The 18,183-nt window shown below is 44.3% G+C and carries 15 protein-coding genes; 7 read left to right on the forward strand and 8 right to left on the reverse strand.

Annotated elements, in window-relative coordinates; all coding sequences use genetic code 11:
- Positions 1–105: 105 nt before the first annotated feature.
- A complete protein-coding gene (locus JUI58_RS13100; RefSeq protein WP_204104242.1) occupies positions 106–3,345 on the forward strand; it encodes a pentapeptide repeat-containing protein in 3,240 nt (1,079 codons plus the stop codon).
- Here the strand turns inward: JUI58_RS13100 and JUI58_RS13105 are convergent.
- Positions 3,342–4,220 carry a 4-hydroxybenzoate solanesyltransferase gene (locus JUI58_RS13105; protein WP_204104243.1) on the reverse strand — a complete coding sequence of 293 codons (879 nt, stop codon included), beginning with the start codon at positions 4,218–4,220 and terminating at the stop codon, positions 3,342–3,344. The genes JUI58_RS13100 and JUI58_RS13105 overlap by 4 nt on opposite strands.
- A gap of 101 nt (positions 4,221–4,321) precedes the next feature.
- Here JUI58_RS13105 and JUI58_RS13110 point away from each other — a divergent pair, with 101 nt between their 5' ends.
- A complete protein-coding gene (locus tag JUI58_RS13110; protein WP_204104244.1) occupies positions 4,322–6,001 on the forward strand; it encodes a Ppx/GppA phosphatase family protein in 1,680 nt (559 codons plus the stop codon).
- Positions 6,002–6,121: 120 nt separating this feature from the next.
- Here JUI58_RS13110 and JUI58_RS13115 read toward each other — a convergent pair whose 3' ends face one another.
- Both JUI58_RS13115 and JUI58_RS27030 read right to left on the reverse strand, forming a co-directional pair.
- Positions 6,122–6,844: a DUF4114 domain-containing protein gene (locus JUI58_RS13115; protein WP_204104245.1), complete on the reverse strand. Its 723-nt coding sequence runs from the start codon at positions 6,842–6,844 to the stop codon at positions 6,122–6,124.
- Positions 6,845–6,992: 148 nt separating this feature from the next.
- Positions 6,993–7,127, reverse strand: a complete 135-nt coding sequence (locus tag JUI58_RS27030; RefSeq protein ID WP_275414351.1) for a hypothetical protein — start codon at positions 7,125–7,127, stop codon at positions 6,993–6,995.
- 331 nt (positions 7,128–7,458) lie between these two features.
- Between JUI58_RS27030 and alr the strand changes: the two genes are divergently transcribed.
- The gene (gene alr / locus JUI58_RS13120; protein ID WP_204104246.1) at positions 7,459–8,631 is read left to right on the forward strand and encodes an alanine racemase; all 1,173 of its coding nucleotides are present in this window, start codon (positions 7,459–7,461) and stop codon (positions 8,629–8,631) included.
- Between the two features lie 59 nt (positions 8,632–8,690).
- Here alr and JUI58_RS13125 read toward each other — a convergent pair whose 3' ends face one another.
- A complete protein-coding gene (locus JUI58_RS13125) occupies positions 8,691–9,032 on the reverse strand; it encodes a DUF952 domain-containing protein (RefSeq protein ID WP_204104247.1) in 342 nt (113 codons plus the stop codon).
- A gap of 44 nt (positions 9,033–9,076) precedes the next feature.
- Here JUI58_RS13125 and egtC point away from each other — a divergent pair, with 44 nt between their 5' ends.
- Together egtC and JUI58_RS13135 are read left to right on the forward strand one after the other, a co-directional pair.
- Positions 9,077–9,865, forward strand: a complete 789-nt coding sequence (egtC, locus tag JUI58_RS13130; protein WP_204104248.1) for an ergothioneine biosynthesis protein EgtC — start codon at positions 9,077–9,079, stop codon at positions 9,863–9,865.
- Positions 9,840–11,102: an SUMF1/EgtB/PvdO family nonheme iron enzyme gene (locus tag JUI58_RS13135; RefSeq protein WP_204104249.1), complete on the forward strand. Its 1,263-nt coding sequence runs from the start codon at positions 9,840–9,842 to the stop codon at positions 11,100–11,102. The genes egtC and JUI58_RS13135 overlap by 26 nt, the downstream gene beginning before the upstream one ends.
- 52 nt (positions 11,103–11,154) lie before the next feature.
- Here the strand turns inward: JUI58_RS13135 and JUI58_RS13140 are convergent, their stop codons facing one another.
- Positions 11,155–11,997, reverse strand: coding sequence for a Uma2 family endonuclease (locus JUI58_RS13140; protein ID WP_239121453.1), 843 nt, complete (start codon positions 11,995–11,997; stop codon positions 11,155–11,157).
- Between the two features lie 219 nt (positions 11,998–12,216).
- On the opposite strand from JUI58_RS13140, the gene JUI58_RS13145 reads away from it, so the two are divergent.
- Together JUI58_RS13145 and JUI58_RS13150 are read left to right on the forward strand one after the other, a co-directional pair.
- Positions 12,217–12,798 carry a hypothetical protein gene (locus JUI58_RS13145; protein WP_204104250.1) on the forward strand — a complete coding sequence of 194 codons (582 nt, stop codon included), beginning with the start codon at positions 12,217–12,219 and terminating at the stop codon, positions 12,796–12,798.
- Between the two features lie 160 nt (positions 12,799–12,958).
- Complete coding sequence (locus tag JUI58_RS13150; RefSeq protein WP_204104251.1) at positions 12,959–15,643, forward strand: zinc-dependent metalloprotease; 2,685 nt, start codon at positions 12,959–12,961, stop codon at positions 15,641–15,643.
- Here the strand turns inward: JUI58_RS13150 and ispF are convergent.
- The 3 genes from ispF to JUI58_RS13165 all read right to left on the reverse strand — a co-directional run.
- Positions 15,640–16,125, reverse strand: coding sequence for a 2-C-methyl-D-erythritol 2,4-cyclodiphosphate synthase (gene ispF, locus JUI58_RS13155; protein ID WP_204104252.1), 486 nt, complete (start codon positions 16,123–16,125; stop codon positions 15,640–15,642). The genes JUI58_RS13150 and ispF overlap by 4 nt on opposite strands.
- Before the next feature lie 48 nt (positions 16,126–16,173).
- Positions 16,174–17,160, reverse strand: a complete 987-nt coding sequence (locus tag JUI58_RS13160) for an Rpn family recombination-promoting nuclease/putative transposase (protein WP_348539886.1) — start codon at positions 17,158–17,160, stop codon at positions 16,174–16,176.
- A gap of 199 nt (positions 17,161–17,359) precedes the next feature.
- Positions 17,360–18,183, reverse strand: an 824-nt coding sequence (locus JUI58_RS13165) for a choice-of-anchor Q domain-containing protein (protein WP_204104254.1), incomplete at its 5' end; no start/stop codon positions are given.

Raw genomic sequence — 18,183 nt, forward strand, 5'->3', positions numbered from 1 at the left:
TGTTAAAAGTGCAATACAAAAGCACCCTAATTAAACAACTCCAAGGCGGTAGCGAAACTAATATAAAGCCGTCCTATAAGGACGGGGTTTCTACCCATTTTTTCGATGACCTTGAGCCTCCGGCAGTGGTTAGCCGATCGCCAAATCCCTCTCGAACAACTCCTCTCCTCGGGAGTCAGCATTGCTGCCGTAGCATTTCGCATCGCCCGAGATATGGAAGTCAAGAGTTTAAATCCTTTTGCCCTCTGTTCTTTGGCAGATGTGTTAGAACTCCCTTTGCTGGGAAGTTTGCTTACAGCCCGTCCTATCGCTCGTCTGACGATCGAATTGCTGTACCTTCTACAACAGAAAAAGCCCCTCAAGCGATCGGAAGCGACTTGGCTGGCCTTTCAAGTCGCTTATCTCAATGCCTTAGAAGTCCTGCTTGAGCAAGAATCTCGCGCCAACCGCGCTTGGTTGCAGCGAGCTAAAATTTCCCTCGGGGAAACCGCTAACGCACCCTTAAGCGATCCAACCCTACAAGGACTGCTGAAAACTCTGCGCCCAGGAAAATTGAGCGAATCTCAGGCAGAACAAGCACTTTCAACCCTCGCGGAATCTTTTTTGGTCAAGCAAATGAATCGCGTTTGCGGGGCGTGGTTTCTCGTCAATGGAGCCAGCGATCGCGAAGTTGCCTTCTTAATTCATCGTTTAACCCGCAGTTTGCCGGGGCATCTCCTCATGGTTGTGGCGGAAAATGCCGCCGTTTTGTCTCCACTTCATTCTTTTGTGGGTTTGAGTCGCCCTCGCCAAGTCAGTCATGAAAAAAATGGTCGCAGCAATGCCGATGAAGTTGCCCACAAGCCCCATAAAATTGATGCCCAAAGGGAACATTATCGAGCGCAACTCTCAACTACTTTAAATGAGCCTTTGTTTGGGGAATTATTTTCTCTTCCCGATATTTATGTCCCCCCCCAAGGCATCGTTGCTCGAGAAGGGGTATCCTCACAAGAAGAAACAAGCCTTGATTTAGAAACTTGGGCCAATGCCCAACTGAAAGATCGCCAAACCATTGCCGTGATCGAAAGCCCTACAGGAGGCGGCAAAACCAGCTTCTGTCGAATCTGGGCAGCAAAGTTAGCGCGAGAGGTGTATCCCAATTGGTTGCCAGTTATCGTCCCCCTACAGTTTGCCCGCTTGGGGCGCACGTTATGGGAAACCCTCGATAGTGCTTTCCCCCTCGGACGTTTTCAGGCATGGGATGGCTGGTTATCCCCCAATGCACCCCCTTGTTTGTTAATTTTAGATGGATTAGACAAACTGCCGCGATCGCCCCGCCGCATTTGGCAAGTTCGCGCTTTCCTCGAACAACTCCTCACCTTTCACCTGCGAGTTTTACACGGACAAGAACCCATTCGCCACAAAATCGTTTTGGCTACCTCCTCAATGGTTTTAGAAGACACCATTCGCAGCGATCGCCTCGGCAATCTTTTTCCCTTACAGAGTCACTTGCAACGCATTCGCATCGCCCCTTTCGAGCGCGAAGCCCTCAAACAATGGTTTAAACAGTGGTCAAAATTACAATCCCAAAGCATCTCCTATCGTTATTTTCGCTGTTTAAAGGAAAAAGGTCTTTTTCACCAACGACCGGAAATTTTAGAGAATGCTAAACTCGTTCATTCTCCCCTCACTCTTTTCCTACTCGGTTTACTGCATCGCGATGGCAACTTGTCGGCGGATCTATTCGAGAAAAAGCTCCCTCGCGCCCGTTTTGAAATGTATGAAGGGCTATTAGCCGCCACCCGCTATCAGGAAACAGAAGAGAGCCGGGAAATTCAGTCCTCAGCCTTCAACCTTCAACCCTTAGCCTTTAACCTAAACTTATTAGAAGAATTGGCGCTTAAACTCCTACAAACAGGCAATCGAGCCTTATCAATTGTTACAGAGAAAAACGAACCAGAAGAACCAGAACTTGATATTTATTCTCTCTTTTCCAGCCTTCATCCTTTATTTTTTAGTTTGAATGAATCTCAATCGGCGATTACTTTTTCCCATGATAGTGTAGGGGACTATTTGACAGCTTCAGCCCTGGCCAAACTCCTCAGAATGTTGACGCAAAAACAATACGATCGCTACGGTGAAGAAACCCCACTCTTAGATTCTCCTCAAGCGATCGCGGAACATCTTTATACTTGGTTGGGTTATGGAGTCCTATCGCGATCGATTGAAACCTTGATCATTGAATGTCTGTTTCGGGAGCAAAAACAGCATCGACGGAATTTCTCTTTTTCCTTACTTTTCGATCGCCTGTATCTCTTCTATCAGTCTTTTTGTCAGGGACGTTGGCTAGATGAAGGACTACCCCAACAAACCCGAGAGCGCTTGCAAACCGTAGCAAATCCCCTCAATGTCAATCAAATTGATGCAGCAGTAGGATTGAATGTTTTTCTGCTTCTACGGGCGATCGCCCAGCGCATTTCCCTTCCCTTTTATCCTTGCGGCAAACCCGACTATCCCGAAACCTTTGAAGCCGATCGCCTCTGGCGGGCGATCGTTCGCATTGAAGCCTTATCCCCCAACTACTTTTGGACACGGGGAAATTTGCAAGGAGGGCAATTGATCGGGGGCTATTTAAGCGGGGCTGTATTGTGTGAGGTAAACCTATCCCAAGCCAATCTAACCTTGGCGGATCTCAGTCGTGCCAACTTAACAAGGGCAAACCTCTCGGGGGCAAACCTCTCTCGCGCCACTTTAGCCGATGCCAATCTCTCCCATTGCAATTTAAGTCAAGCGAATTTAGAAGAGGCGGATCTCTCCGGTGCTAACTTAAAAGGTGCCAATTTAACAGGAACGAATTTACACAAAGCCTGCTTATCTGGAGTTGAATTAGACAAGCTGCAAAGCCAACAAGCAAAAGAAAATCAAGCCTTCTTTTCTCGACAAGAATTTCATGATTATAGTCAAACTCTCACCTCTGAGTTATTAGCTAATGAAATGGGATATCCCGAACTCGCTAACTCAGATGCAGAGATCAAAATAGAAAGTGCAGAAGGACAACCCTTACTCCCCAGTGAATGGAATGAACCCAGAGCAGCAGATATTGGCATGAGTCCTCATGCCCCTACCCTTGCCGATCCTCAACCCAAAGTTCCCTATGTTGGCAACGAGGATAATACCTTGGCTGCCCCAGAAAATTCTTTGATGAACATTGGCAGCGAGGATGATACGGTGATTGCGGGAGACTATCCTCCTACGGCTAATAGTAGTGATGATACGATCCAAGAACCCGAAGCACCGTCAGTAGATTTATCCCTGCTCGACGAGTTACTAGATGGCGCAAATGATGATGAAACGATCGCCCTTTAAAAACTCACAAACATTCCCAGCAGCAAAATAAACCCCAAAACAACATTCTGCCGAAAGATTAGACCATAGACGGGTTGGCCAAGATTGTCTCGGAGGAGTTGGAGATATTGCCACATCCAACCCACAATTGCTGCTAACCATGTTAGCCAAAATCCAGTTTGTAAATGGAGGATGAGGGCAAGATCGGCTAAAAGTCCTGCGGTACCGAGGAAACAGAGTCCTACAAAAAGAGGGGCAAAGGAACCGAAAAATAGGGCGGAAGAATTGACTCCGATTTTGGCATCATCGTCGCGATCGCTCATCGCATAGACGGTATCAAATCCCAAGGTCCACAACACCACAGCCCCCCACAAAAGTAAGGTTGGGGTTTCTAATGTACCTGTTACTGCGCTCCAACTAATGAGAACCGCAAACCCCCAAGCAAGGGCGAGAACCAATTGAGGAATAGGAAAAAAGCGCTTGGCGAGGGGGTAACAGAGAATTATGGGGACTGCTGCCAAACAGAGTAAAAAACTGAGAGAATTGAGGTAAAATGCCAACCCTGCGGCAGATGCTAAGGCCACAAGACCGACTCCAATTCCGGTTTTAATTGAGAGGGTGCGGGAGGCGAGAGGGCGATCGCGGGTTCGGGCAACTTTCGGGTCAATATCGCGATCCCAAAGATCGTTAACGACACATCCTAAGCCACTGGTGGCCAAACTCCCGAAAATAATAACGAAGATGAGGGGGATCGGCGGTAAACCTCGCGCTGCTAAAACAATCCCCCAGAGTGCGGGAATCATCAAAATCAGTCGTCCTGCGGGTTTATCCCAGCGCAAAAGACGCAAAATGGTTTTCACAACAGATTCGCTGGATAATTGGGATGAGGTTGTCATTCGCGTTTATAGTACTAAACAGGTCTTTTTTAAAAATTTAACGCGATTTCCGCATCGTCGGTATTGAACGAATTTCAGTTTTAGAGTTAATTTGAAGAGCTATGACAAAAGCAGTTGCTGCATTGCAAAATTGGACGGGATTGCTTCAAGCCAACTCGTCAGATAAGGTTATTTTAGGGGCGATCGATATCGGCACCAATTCGATTCACATGGTGATTGTTGAGATCAATCCGCAATTGGCGACGTTTACAATCGTGGCGAAAGAGAAGAATACGGTGCGTCTGGGGGAACGGGATCTGCAAACGGGAAAGTTAACTCCTGAAGCCGTTTCTCGCGCCCTAGAAGCCTTACAACGATGTCAGTCCTTGGCTGTTAGTTTTAACGCACAACATATTTTTGCTGTCGCCACCAGTGCCGTGCGAGAAGCGCCAAATGGAGGGGAATTCCTGAAACAAGTTGAAAATGAATTAGGTTTGCAGGTTAACTTGATTTCCGGACAGGAGGAAGCGCGGCGTATTTACTTGGGTGTCCTGTCGGGGATGGAGTTTGGCCAGAATCCTTACATTATTATTGATATTGGGGGCGGTTCTACGGAGTTGATTCTCGCCGATCGCCAAGAAGAGCGATTTTTAAGCAGTACGAAGGTTGGGGCGGTTCGCTTAATGCAGGAGTTTGTCTCGGAAGACCCTATGAGTGAGGCGGAATTGGTCTATTTGCGAGCTTATGTACGGGGAATGTTGGAGCGCCCAGTGGAAAATATTCGCAATGGTTTGGCCGAAAATGAACAGGCCAAAATGGTGGGAACATCGGGGACGATTCAAGCCTTAGCGATCGTGCTGGCGCGAGAAACTGAAGAGGGGGAACCCAATCCTTTGACAGGGTATAAAGTGAGCCTGTCCGCACTGGAGAACTTAACAGAACGCCTAGCAAAAATGAGTTATGAGGAACGCTTGAAAGTGAGCGGACTTTCGGAAAAACGCGCCGAAATTATTGTTCCAGGGGCGATCGTGTTGGTGGAAGCGATGAAGATGTTGGGAATGGAGGCGATCGCACTCTGTGAAAGGGCTTTGCGGGAAGGGATTATTGTCGATTGGATGCTGAAACAAGGGTTAATTGGCAGTCCTTTTCGCTATCAAAGTGAAGTGCGCGATCGCCATGTTCGCAAACTTGCCCACAAATATCAAGTGGATCTTGAATATAGCGAACGGACGGCTAATTTTGCCCTCAGTTTATTCGACCAATTGCAAGGAAAGTTACATTTTTGGGGTGAGGGGGAAAGGGATTTATTATGGGCAGCAGGGATACTGCACAATAGTGGTATTTACATTTCTCATGCGGCACACCACAAGCATTCTTATTATCTGATTCGCAATGGGGAATTATTGGGCTATACGGAAACAGAATTGGAAATTATTGCTAATCTCGCCCGCTATCATCGTAAAAGCACGCCGAAGAAAAAGCACGACAATTATCAAAATTTGACGGATAAGCGCGATCGGCAAATTGTCAATCAGTTAAGCGCAATTTTAAGGGTGGCGATCGCTTTAGATCGGCGACAAATTGGGGCGGTTGCGAAGGTAGAATGTCAATATTATGGCGATCGGCAGCGTTTGGAGTTATGTATCACTCCCGCGTTTGTTGGAGATGATTGCGAGTTGGAATTATGGAGTTTAGACTACAAAAAAGAGGTATTTGAAGAGGAGTTTGGTGTTAAAGTTGTGGCATTTTTAGATAAGCAGTTCAAGAATTCCAGCGAGCAGGATGCTCGCACTACAAAATAAACCTGAATATTTAAAAAGAAAACCGTCGGATTGGGAGCGCTCCTGCAAACAGAAAGAAGGGCAAATCTTGCCCCTCTTGAAAAATTATTAGTTTTTTTGCATTAGGTTATTGCGATCGCATTATGCAGAAGTTTTACGACGACGCAGCCCCATTCCACCTACTGCTACACCCAATAATGCCAAGGTTACGCTTGGTTCGGGAACATCTTTCGAGACTGCAACGCCTTTAAGCACGATCCCAGCATCATTGAAATCTAAATCGCCTCCTCCTTGAATATCTTCCCAACCGAGGTACAGCCAGTTAAAGCCACCATATTGAACTTCGTAGGAAACTATATGTTGTAAGCCGTCGGGGTTGGCGCTTGCATCCGCACCATAATAGAGGTTTTTACTGCCCCATTCTTTAGTCCACAAACTGAAATCAAGGATATCTCCCGCAGTTGTGCCAATGCTGAATCCTTCCCCATGATCTACTTGCTGTAGTTTGTTGTCAACCCGGTTTGTGCCATCGGCATTAAAGGCTTGCTGGGTTGCACCACCGTTAACATTGTAGGTAATGCGATTTTCATACAGGGCGTAGGATTGGGTAGCCACGCTGGTATCAATGAAGAATACATCAACGCTGCTTCCTAGTGCGGTAATGTTTCCATTAAGAGCATAATCGGCGTAATTTGCTAATGCCTTCTGTTCTCCGCCAGATTTTAGCAAGTAGTTATTTACCAGAAGGTCGTAAAAAGCGGGATCGCTGGTTTTGAGATTACTCGCTTCGGCTGTTCCCCCTATAAAGGCGGTGGCGATCGCGGCAACTGTTGCAACTAGACCTGTTAAAAATTTAGCTTTCATGATTCCTTTTCCTCTTTATCCTTAACTACCTATAGATTTCTATATTCGTAACTACTATAAATTTAAGCCGATTGACTGAGTAATGTCCATAGTCTTTTGGGAACTTCATCAATTCTTTACATATATCTTTATTTTCTGAATAGAGTCTTTATATTTCCTCGTTATAGCCGATCGCACCTCTGTCTACATCAAGGGCGATCGCAACCCAATAAAAAAGGCAGACACAAAAGTGCTGCCCCGAAAAGATCTCCATACTGCTATCTTGTATTGGCACATTAGCCATACTCAATGATAACACATCAATGGAGATATGGAAAGCACTATCTGCGAATAACTCACAATCTTTTTAGATTTTTTAGCAACTCCACTGAGATAGAAAATTCCCGCAATAGCTTAAAAAACAGCAAAAATCTTGCGCTAAAGGTAGCAGCCGATCGCCTTCTAATCACTCAAAAACATTAGAATGATGACGATTTAAACTCTTTTTAGTGCAACATCTGTATCAGGCGATCGCAGAGAAATGAGGAAAATAGAGCAAGAATTAGGTAAGGCGATCGCCCAAATATCCATAGTGCTAAATTGGAGTTCTCAATGAGGCGGCCAAGGAGCGAACAATGGTACTGAGTTACGAAAACCAATACTCCCATATAGAATATCAGCGTGCTTGGATTGAAATCGATCTGGGAGCATTGAGTCATAATGTGACACAAATTATCCAACTTTTGCGATCGCAAAGTGTAGCAACCGGATCGCCTTCACAATTAATGGCAGTGGTTAAAGCAGATGGTTATGGTCACGGGGCTGTTACAGTAGCAAAAACCGCTTTAGCAGCAGGGGCGAAATGGTGTGCAGTAGCGACATCTCAGGAAGGGATCGAACTGCGAAAAGCGGGGATAAATGCGCCTATTTTGATTTTAGGGGCAATTAACAACCCAGCAGAAATTGCAGCCATTGTCGATTATCGCTTACAACCCACCCTTTGTACATCTCAACAGGCCATAATTTTCTCTGATACTTTGGCACAGTTAAAGACCACTATTCCGGTACATCTCAATATAGACACGGGAATGTCGCGTTTGGGAACATCTTGGAAGGAAACTGTAAAATTTGTGCAGTTTGTGCAGCAATTACCCCAACTTAAACTTGCTAGTATCTATTCTCATTTTGCCACCGCCGATGACCCCGATCGCACTTTCATGGATGTACAACACCAACGCTATCAGGAGGCGATCGCCCATTTAAAAGCACAGGATATTATTCCCCCTCTTCTGCATATTGCCAATTCTGCGGCCACATTAAGCGATCGCGCCCTACATTATGATTTAGTGCGGGTAGGACTGTCACTCTATGGTTTATATCCTTCTCCTCATTTGCAAGGTAGTATTGACCTTAAACCTGTTTTACAAGTGAAGGCGAGAATTACACAAGTAAAAACAATTCCTCCTCATACCGGAGTTAGTTACGGACATCGCTATGTTAGCGATCGCCACACTCAGATCGCCATTGTTGCGATCGGTTATGCCGACGGAGTCCCGCGTTTGTTAAGTAATAAGATGGAAGTCTTGCTAAGAGGGCAAAGAGTCCCGCAAATTGGTTCAATTACAATGGATCAACTCATGCTAGATGTGAGTTGTTTTGCCGATCTGCAACCTGGAGAAGTAGTAACATTAATTGGGAAAGGCGATCGAGATACTATTTTAGTGGAAGAATGGAGCGATCGTATCGGTACAATTTCTTGGGAAATTCTGTGCGGGTTTAAACGTCGTTTACCTCGGGTTTATTGTTGATTAAATTCAGGTGGGCTATGCTTTCATTGACGAAAGATCGAGGTATTATTGGGGATTTTTTAGCCGAATTCTACAGGAAACTCAAACTCTCCCTCCTCATTGGGTTCAAATGTCACAACTCGTATCACCGCATCGAGATTTAATTCCCCGTAAATGTGGGGAAAACAGCCATGCAAAGGAACTTTCTCCTGCTTCATTTCAGCATCAACCAGAGAAGGTGCGATCGCCAGCAAAACTAATCCTCGCTGTCCTCGAAAAAAGCGATTCGCTGTTGTCACAACTTGTTCGATTTTAGAACAGTGGATAAACCCTTCTGTATCCAGAGACTCACAACGATAAATTCCTCTTTCTTGCCCTTGTAACCATTTTTCTCGGCTGGTAATGTGTATGATTGTGTTCATGTCTCGATCGCCTTTGTTGTTTTCCTTTAATTTATAACTCGCTCATGTGTCGCTTGCTTGGCTATCTCGGTGTCCCCATTCAACTCGATCGCCTTCTCTATAAACCAGAACATTCTCTCATCGTGCAGAGTTATCAACCCCAAGAAATGCACGTTGCTTTACTCAACGCCGATGGTTTTGGAGTAGGTTGGTATCATCCCCAACGAGAAGAAAATCCTTATACTTATAAAAATATTCTCCCTATCTGGAACGACATTAATCTACCACAACTGAGTCGCTATGTCGAATCAAATAGCATTTTAAGTTATGTTCGCAGTGCTACCCCTGGACTTGCCGTAGACTTGGGCAATTGTCAGCCTTTTGTGCGCGATCGCCTCATGTTTGTTCATAATGGTTATATCGAACATTTTCGCCACAAATTACGCCGTACTCTCTGCAATTTACTAAGCGATGAAGCAGAGATTTGGATTAAAGGAAATACAGATTCAGAATATCTGTGTGCTTTAATTCTAACTTATTTAGAAGCCAATCCAAATATGACGCTAGAAGAGGCACTAGCACAAGCAGTTAACAAGGTGGGTGAGTTATGTAAAAGACAAAATCTTAAATTTATTGCAGCTACGATCATTGATACAGGAAATCGTCTCATTGCCTGTCGCTATTCAACCTTTGAAGATGTACCAACCCTCTATTGGTTGCGAGACGATCCCAACTATCCTGATGCTGTGATTCTTGCCTCCGAACCCTTATTTGAGGGAAACTGGAAGCCTTGCCTAGAACATCATATTCTTACCGTTGAGGAAAACCTTGAAGTTAACATCTCTCCCTTCTAAACGCGAGACAATTCGCCAAAATATGATTCATGTCCGCGATCGCACTTTAGAATTATTTAACGATTGTAGCCGCGAGGAATTTTGTCAACAAGCACACCCAGATTTTAGTCCCGTCGGATGGCATTTGGGTCATATTGCTTTAACTGAATCCTTGTGGATTTTAGAACATTGTGCGGGAGAAGCACCGCTATTTCCCGAATATCGTCAACTTTTAACTGCCGATGGTTTGCGGAAAGAAGAACGGCAAAATCTTCCTGATTGCTCTATTATTCAAGACTATTTAGAAACCGTCAGAAATCGCGTTTTTAAATACTTAGAAACTGCCCCGATCGCGCAACAAGAACGTTTATGGTATTGGTTGCTACAACATGAAAGCCAACATAATGAAACGATTGTTTTTCTTCTACAACTATTGCGCTGGGGAAAATTGCAAGAATCTATCTCATTACAATTGCGCGATCGCCTTTCTCCTCTCTCTAGCTTTAATACCAATATTTCCGATGCAATGGTAACAATTTCCGCCGGAGAATTTCTGATGGGAAATAATAACATTGAAGCGCAAGATAATGAACGTCCCGAACATTTAATTTATCTCGATACTTATCAAATCGATCGCTTTCCTGTGACTTGCCAGCAGTATCGAGAATTTATAGAAGTAGGAGGCTATCAAAAAGCAGAGTTTTGGTCTGAAATGGGTTGGCAATGGTTGCAAAATAATCCTATTGCACAACCGTTATATTGGCGTGATTCTCCTGATTGGAAAGAGCATCCCGTTTGCGGTGTAAGTTATTATGAAGCTGAGGCTTATGCAACATTTACTGGGAAACGTTTACCCACAGAAGCAGAATGGGAAAAAGCAGCAAGTTGGGATGCAAAAATAGGAGAAAAATTACTCTATCCTTGGGGAAATAATACCCCCAATTCTAAATATTGTAATTACAATACATTCATCGGTCATACAACCCCTGTTAACCTTTATCTTAATGGGCAAAGTCCTTGGGGATGTTGGGATATGATGGGGAATGTTTGGGAGTGGACAAGTTCTTTATTTTCGGAGTATAATGGGTTTGAATTTTATCCCTATCGAGGCTATTCTCAAGTCTATTTTGATAACAAACATCAGGTGCTACGTGGAGGAAGTTGGGTCACTCTTCCTTGGAGTTTAAGAGCAAGTTTTCGCAATTGGTATCATCCCTGGGTGCGACAAATTTTAGTCGGTTTTCGCTGTGCAGTTTAGTTAGAAATTAGTTAGAAATTAGTTAGAAATCAAATCTTAAAATTCCTTAAAATTAGGGCAGACTATTGGGATCTATACCTAATTGTAGAAGGCGATCGCGTAACTGTTGGCTTTTCTGACGCTCTTCCTCTAAAGCCGCTTCAGCCCGATCGCGATCGCGATCGGCAAGTTCTGCTCTTTCTCGTTGGCGATCGCGATCGCCCTCAGCTACAATAGCCCTTTGCTGTTCGCGTTCAGCACGTTCACTGGGTGTAGAAATCCACTCCCCAACCCGATCGTAAAAACGCAACCACAACCCCTCTACTCCTTCATAACTTCCTTGCCACAATCCTAAACCTAACCCTAGCTCCTCGAGCCACAATCTTTCTTCTCCTAAATCTAATGCCTCGTATTTTCCTGCCCGTAGAACAAACCCACGAAACTGATTTTCATAGCGATCGTAAATAACGTAATAGGGAATTTGGAGGATTTTTTCATAAACCTCCCATTTGGTCGGTCGTTTTTCATCTTTTCGTTCCGTTCGTCCTAAATCCTCATTCTCTGTACCAGGAGAGGATAATTCTACAACTAAAAAGGGATTGATTTGCTCTTCCCAAATTACATAACTTAAGCGTAACTGCTGCTGATTTCTACTGCGTCTAGCTCCTAATACTAAAAACCAGTCCGGTCTTTTGTACCATTTCGGATGTCGGCGATCGTAGTAAAGATTGAGATCGCTGGCAAGGAAATAATCATCTTGAGAGTAGTGGGGAGATTGACAAGTTTTTTTCAATAAATCGGGTTGAAAATCGTGAAATTCGTCAGGCAAACCAGGTTCCTCCGGGTCTTCACTGGGTAAATCATACATGGTGGGCAGAGATTTCTGCTGGGGGTGGGGAGGTTGAAGTTGAACCATGAGAGAAAGGAAAGAGATGGTCTAAAAACAAGTGTACCTTAAAGAAAGCCAGAAATCGAGAAACGCGATCGCCCTTTTAAAATAACTCAAAATTCCCGCGATCGCTTTCTCACATCATCTTGTCTACTGGAGGAAGAAATTAAAGGGACAGTCTTGCTTAAAACACCATCTCCCTCTTTTTCGATTACGATCGCATTATTCATTGTATTTCTAAGCAAAATGAAAAATTTAATCATTGCTGGATATTTATTAACCGCTTTATTGCCCATAGAAAGGGGTTTAAGATTGCAAGATAATGTCCCCGATCGCGTTACTCCTACAATCTCCCAAATTAGTGAAGAAGAATGGAATCGAAAACTTGAAGCAGGATGGGATTTAATGGCACGAGAATCCTTGGGAGAATGGCTCAAAATAGGTCTGACAGAAACAGAGATATTAACGCGACTGGGTACACCCTCCGAGAAAAAAGAAGATATATTTTGGGGGGCGATCGGGATGTATGTTCAGAAGTGGGAATATGGCGATCGCGGTATTCGTTTACAAATGCAATCCGAACAACCTGGCGAACCTAAACAAGTATTATCTATTGTTATAACCGAACCCTGCGAACTAAAAACCAATGCTGGAATGGGTATCGGTAGCAGCAAAGAAGAAGTAGTGCAAGCATATCGTCATTATCAAGACCCTTATAGTCATCCTGAGAGTGAATCCTTCGTAGCTGGAACCGCTTATGGTGGACTGATATTTTCCTTTGAAAATAATAGAGTCAAGGAGATATTTATCGGTGTTGCTGCCCCTTAAAGAAGGGTATAATTTTGAGGGGCTAATTTTTCCCAAAATATTAATTTTTGTAATAAAATTGGTTCGGGGTGCATAAAAATCTCCTTTTTTACCTGAAGACGGAAGGAAGGATTAAACTAGAATCGGACGCGATCGCGTAAGTCAACGCAAGGGAAGAAAAATGAAACAACGGCGATTTTTGGCATGGTTTGTCTTGGGATTGTGTTTATGCTGGGGACTGGTGGCTATCGCACCCATATCGCCTATAATCGCAAGTCCTCCTCAACAGATTACCGCAAAATCCTCGCAAAAATTTGCGGAGATTGTCGCGGATACACAACCCTCTCAAGGACTATTCACACTCTACCAAGGTAGCCGCAAACTTTATCTTGAAGTGCGTCCCGACCAACTTAACAAAAACTATCTTTTTACTGCCACCCTTGCAAGCGGTTTGGGGGAAGGTTATTTAATTAATGGTTTGCAAAAAGATAGTTTCCTCTTTCGCTTCCAAAAAGTTGAGAATAAACTCCATTTTGTCATTCCCAACTTGAATTTTCGCGCCAATCCTAACGATCCTCAACAGCGCAATCTCGATCGCGATTTTAGTGATTCTGTTCTTTATGCACTACCGATTAAAAGTATCGATCCCGAAACCAAAAGCATTCTCGTCGATCTTAAAGATTTGTTACTAGGAGAGGAAGATTTAGCAGGATTAGCTCAACTTTTTGGCAATTTTTATAGTGTAGACGGGAATAAATCTTATTTTGAAAGTAGTAAGGTTTTTCCTGGGAATATGGAAATTCAAGTTGTGTATGGATTTACTGCCCTTCCAGGTCGCAGACCCCCTTATATTGCTTCTCTTCCCGATAGTCGCGCTTTCAATCTTGCCGTTCATTATAGCATCGCAGAAATCCCCGCAAACAATGGTTATGTTCCCCGTCTAGCAGACGATCGCATCGGTTATTTCCTCACCGCTTATAAAGATATATCTGACAATACTTCTAAAGAAGGCTTTGTGCGTTATATTCATCGCTGGCACCTCGAACCTAGCGATCCCAATGCAACTCTTTCTCCACCCAAAGAACCGATTGTTTTTTGGATTGAAAATACCGTTCCTGCTGAATATCGTAACGCCATTCGCGCAGGAGTTTTAAGTTGGAATAAAGCCTTTGAATCTGCCGGATTTCAAGATGCAATTCAAGTGCAGCAAATGGGCGATCGCGCAACATGGGATCCCGAAGATATTCGTTATAATGTCATCCGTTGGTCGAGTACCGCAGGAGGAGGAGCTAATGGGATCGGTCCCGTTCAAGTTAATCCTTTAACTGGGGAAATTCTTGCTTCTGATATTGTGATTAATGCCGATGTAGTTCGCCGTAAAGTCGAACAGTATGAGAATCTTACCGGCTTAAATCAAATGGAGGCGATCGCGTCTATTTGTCCAGAAGAATTAGTTCTTCCTTTGACCTCAGAAACCGAACCCGAAGCAGAATCTTTCCTCAGTATTTTATTAGCAAATCAACCCGCAGATCGAACCCAAGAAATTTGTTTTAATTCCGGCGCACAGGAACAGTTAGAAATAGGGAATTTAGCCATTTCTCTGCTGCAAAATACCATCCCCTCTCCCGAACAACGTGCAGAGTATATTAACCAATATTTGCACTCTTTAGTCGCCCACGAAATCGGTCATGGGTTGGGACTGCGCCATAATTTTCATGGGTCTACACTGCTCAAACCAGAAGAACTGCACAATCGTGAAATTACCCGCACCAAAGGTTTAGTGAGTTCAGTGATGGATTATGCGGGAGTCAATTTAGCCCCCGATGGAGTGCAACAGGGAGACTATTTTCCTCTGGTGGTGGGTCCTTACGATCGCTGGGCGATCGCCTACGGTTATAAGCCCAGTGGTGCTTTGATCCCCGTCGCAGAACGACGTTTCCTCGAAGAAATTGCCCGTAAATCTTCCCAACCAGAACTCGCTTATGCTACGGATGAAGATGTTCGCGGACTACAAGACCCCAACGTGAATCGCTGGGATTTAAGTGCCGATGTTCTGTTCCATTCTCGATCGCAAATGGATAATGCTTTAAAAATGTGGGATAAACTACAAAAACGCTATCCCGTCCAAGGCGATCGCTATAGCGAGATGCGAGAGAAATTTAATGAGGTACTGACCTACTATTTTCGTCAAGCGCGATTTGTTACCAATTATATCGGCGGGCGTTCTTTTAATCGCGATCGCCCCGGTTTTTCCCAGGGACGTTTACCTTTTGCACAAATTCCCCTAGAAAAACAGCGAGAAGCCTTGCAAATTGTGCAAGAGTATGTATTCGCAAAAGATGCCTTGGTCTTTCCTCCAGAATTGCTCAATCAACTTGCTTCTTCTCGTTGGAGTCATTGGGGACACCGCGCTAATTCAAACATCGATTATCCCATTCACGATTATATTCTCTTCTTCCAAGGCCGAATCTTGCGATCGCTTCTCTCGGAAGAGCGTTTGAGTAACTTAAGAGATTTGGAACTAAAAGCAGGTACAGACGAGGCTTTAACCCTACCGGAGTTATACGATACCTTAACGGCGGGAATTTGGTCGGAAATTCTAGACCCCAAGACGGCGATGGATATCTCTAGTGTGCGACGTTCTTTGCAACGAGAACATCTTAATATTCTCATTGCAATGGTTCTCGGTCGCACGCAAGTTCCTGAAGATGCCAGGACATTAGCGTGGTATCAATTGCGTCAGTTAAGCGATCGCTTGGATGCGGCCATCGATCGCAATTTAGAGACTTACACTCGGGCGCATTTGGAAGAGACCCGCGATCGCATTGCCAAAACCCTCGATGCGCGCTATCAAAGAGACTCTTAACCCTCAACCCGCATCAACAACGCGACGGTATAAGCTGCAATGCCTTTTTCCTGTCCCACCGCATCTAATTTTTCATTCGTTGTCGCTTTGATGCTAATGCGATCGCCAGCAATATTAAGAGTTTTTGCTAAGGTTTCGCGCATCTTGGTTAAATGGGGCTTTAACTTGGGACGTTCGGCGATAACCGTCGCATCAATATTACCAATTTGCCAACCTTTGGAGAGAATTAATTGATTGACCTCCGCCAATAAAAGCAAACTATCTGCCCCTTTCCATTGGGGATCCGAGGGGGGAAAATAATGACCGATATCCCCCAAAGCTAATGCCCCCAACATAGCATCCATAATCGCATGAGTCAGCGCGTCAGCGTCGCTGTGTCCCAATAAACCAACTTCGTGAGGAATTTCTACTCCTCCTAAAATCAAAGCCCTTCCGGGGGCAAGTTGGTGGATATCATAACCATTACCAATACGAATATTCATGTTGTTAATGAACTTGTGAAAAGAAAGCGATCGCGGAACATTTAAAGATTACTCATTGCTACTTTCCCGAGGAGAATTTAAGGAATTCAGACTCTCTTGAAAGTCTTCAATTGAATCAACCTGAATTCCTTGGCGTAATAGCGAGGTTAGAATTGCATCATCTTGAATAGTGTTGAGTGTTTCTACCAATTCATCAGGGAGAGCTTCAAAGCGTACTTGCAATACTTCTAGAATAGCTTCCCTGCTTTTTTGGAGAATACCTTCCTCTCGACCTTCCTCTCGACCTTCCTCTCGACCTTCTTTTAAACCTTTTTCTCGAGCCTCCCGAATACCGAAACGCATGATTCCTTGTTGGTCTCGAATAAACATTTCTTGGCGGTCAAGATTTTCCAGTTCTTCGCGGGTTAAATTTGCTTCGCTGGCAATATTAAAGGCTCGATTTAGCTCGGGAATCTCTTCCATATTGTCTGGGATAGTTTCAAGAGATGGCGCGGATTTGATAAAGTAGATCCATTTATCGGTAATGGTTTCGAGTTCATCGATTTTTTTGCTGAATTTAGGCAATTCTACAAATACTAACTCTATTTCATTGTCAGGATACAAAAAACCATTAGATTTTTCGCGATAGACAAAACGAGAGAGAAAGGGATCGCGATCGCGGAACATCTCAAAATCCGTCAGAGTGAGAGCAATTAGGGGTTTGAGACAAATATAACCTTCCCCTGCTTGCAGTTGCAAAGCGTAGGTTTTAGCGGCATTGAATAACACCCGTTTGCCAAAGGATTCGACATTGAGAACCTGCATTTCGATGATAACAATCGTACCATCATTGAGAGTCGCTTTAACATCGAGATAGGTGTCTTTTAAACCTTCTATTTTTGGCGGCAAATTGGGATTAATAATCGTTAAATCCTCAATGGTAGGGTTGCCTTCATAAACTAAAGCATTGAGGAAACTAATTAAAATTTCCCGGCTTTCGTCTGAGCCAAATATTTTCTTGAAGGCGTAATCGGTTTTGGGGTTAATAAATCGCATGGGCATTATCAATGGAGGAAATCAGAGTTTAAAATACTGCGATCGCGGAGAGATACATTATGAATACTATAATTAAAAACCTAGGGAGCGAGACGCTCCCACTACAGTTGGGTTTAGGGGGTAGGGGTGCAATGCTTGCACCCTGAAATTATGACCTATTATTAGGATTTTGCGGATTATCCATAAACGAGAATCTAACTTATTCCTCACCTCCCTCACTATCATCACCTCCTTCACTATCATCGCTATCGATAGGACGACAAGCGCGATCGCTGCCAGGGGAAGAATCTTCATTTTCCTCTCCCGCTACGATTTCCTCATCTTCCCCCTCTTCAGAGGTCTTGTTTTCCTGTTCTTCCTTGTCTTGTTGAGTTAATTTATCTTCGGGAGTAGACAGACAACCCCGTGCAAAAAGAATGTCTTCTTCTCGGATTTCTAGAGAATCAAACTCTTGTTCTATCTCCGAGAGGAAACTAAAATCAGTGAAAACATTATTGGTAATATTAAACGTCACCGACTCTAACCCTGTCACCCCTGTCAAAATCTGGAAATCCCCCACTGCACTCAGCACTTCAAAGAAATTCAAAGCAATGCCACTGGCATCAGTAATCACTGTTGTTCCATTAGTAAACGAACCCGTTATCGTTCCCAGAGTGCTAAAATTTACACTCGTTCCCACGCTAGGAATAACATTAAATACTGCTTCAACTACCTTCACACTCACATCGAGGGTAGAAGGGAAACTGGTTAGAGTTTGATTCTGCTGTCCAACAGGGACAATTTCAAAACCTTGCCACTCAAACGCCCCTATATCCACCGTACCATCCACAATACGCACACCGGGTGCGCCTCGTTGGTCGGTGGTTAAACCTGCGGCTAAGGCGTTATCCCCGGCATTGAGGGCGGGACTGGTGAGAGCAAGGGCGTGAGTTTGGGTGACACCCCCGTAGTTTCCCAGAGGGAGCAACAGAGGGTCAACGTTGATGAGGTTGTTGGTAGAAGTGGTAATGGTTGCCCCTGTGG

It is taken from the genome of Spirulina sp. CCY15215, assembly GCF_016888125.1.
Taxonomy (GTDB): Bacteria; Cyanobacteriota; Cyanobacteriia; order Cyanobacteriales; family Spirulinaceae; genus CCY15215.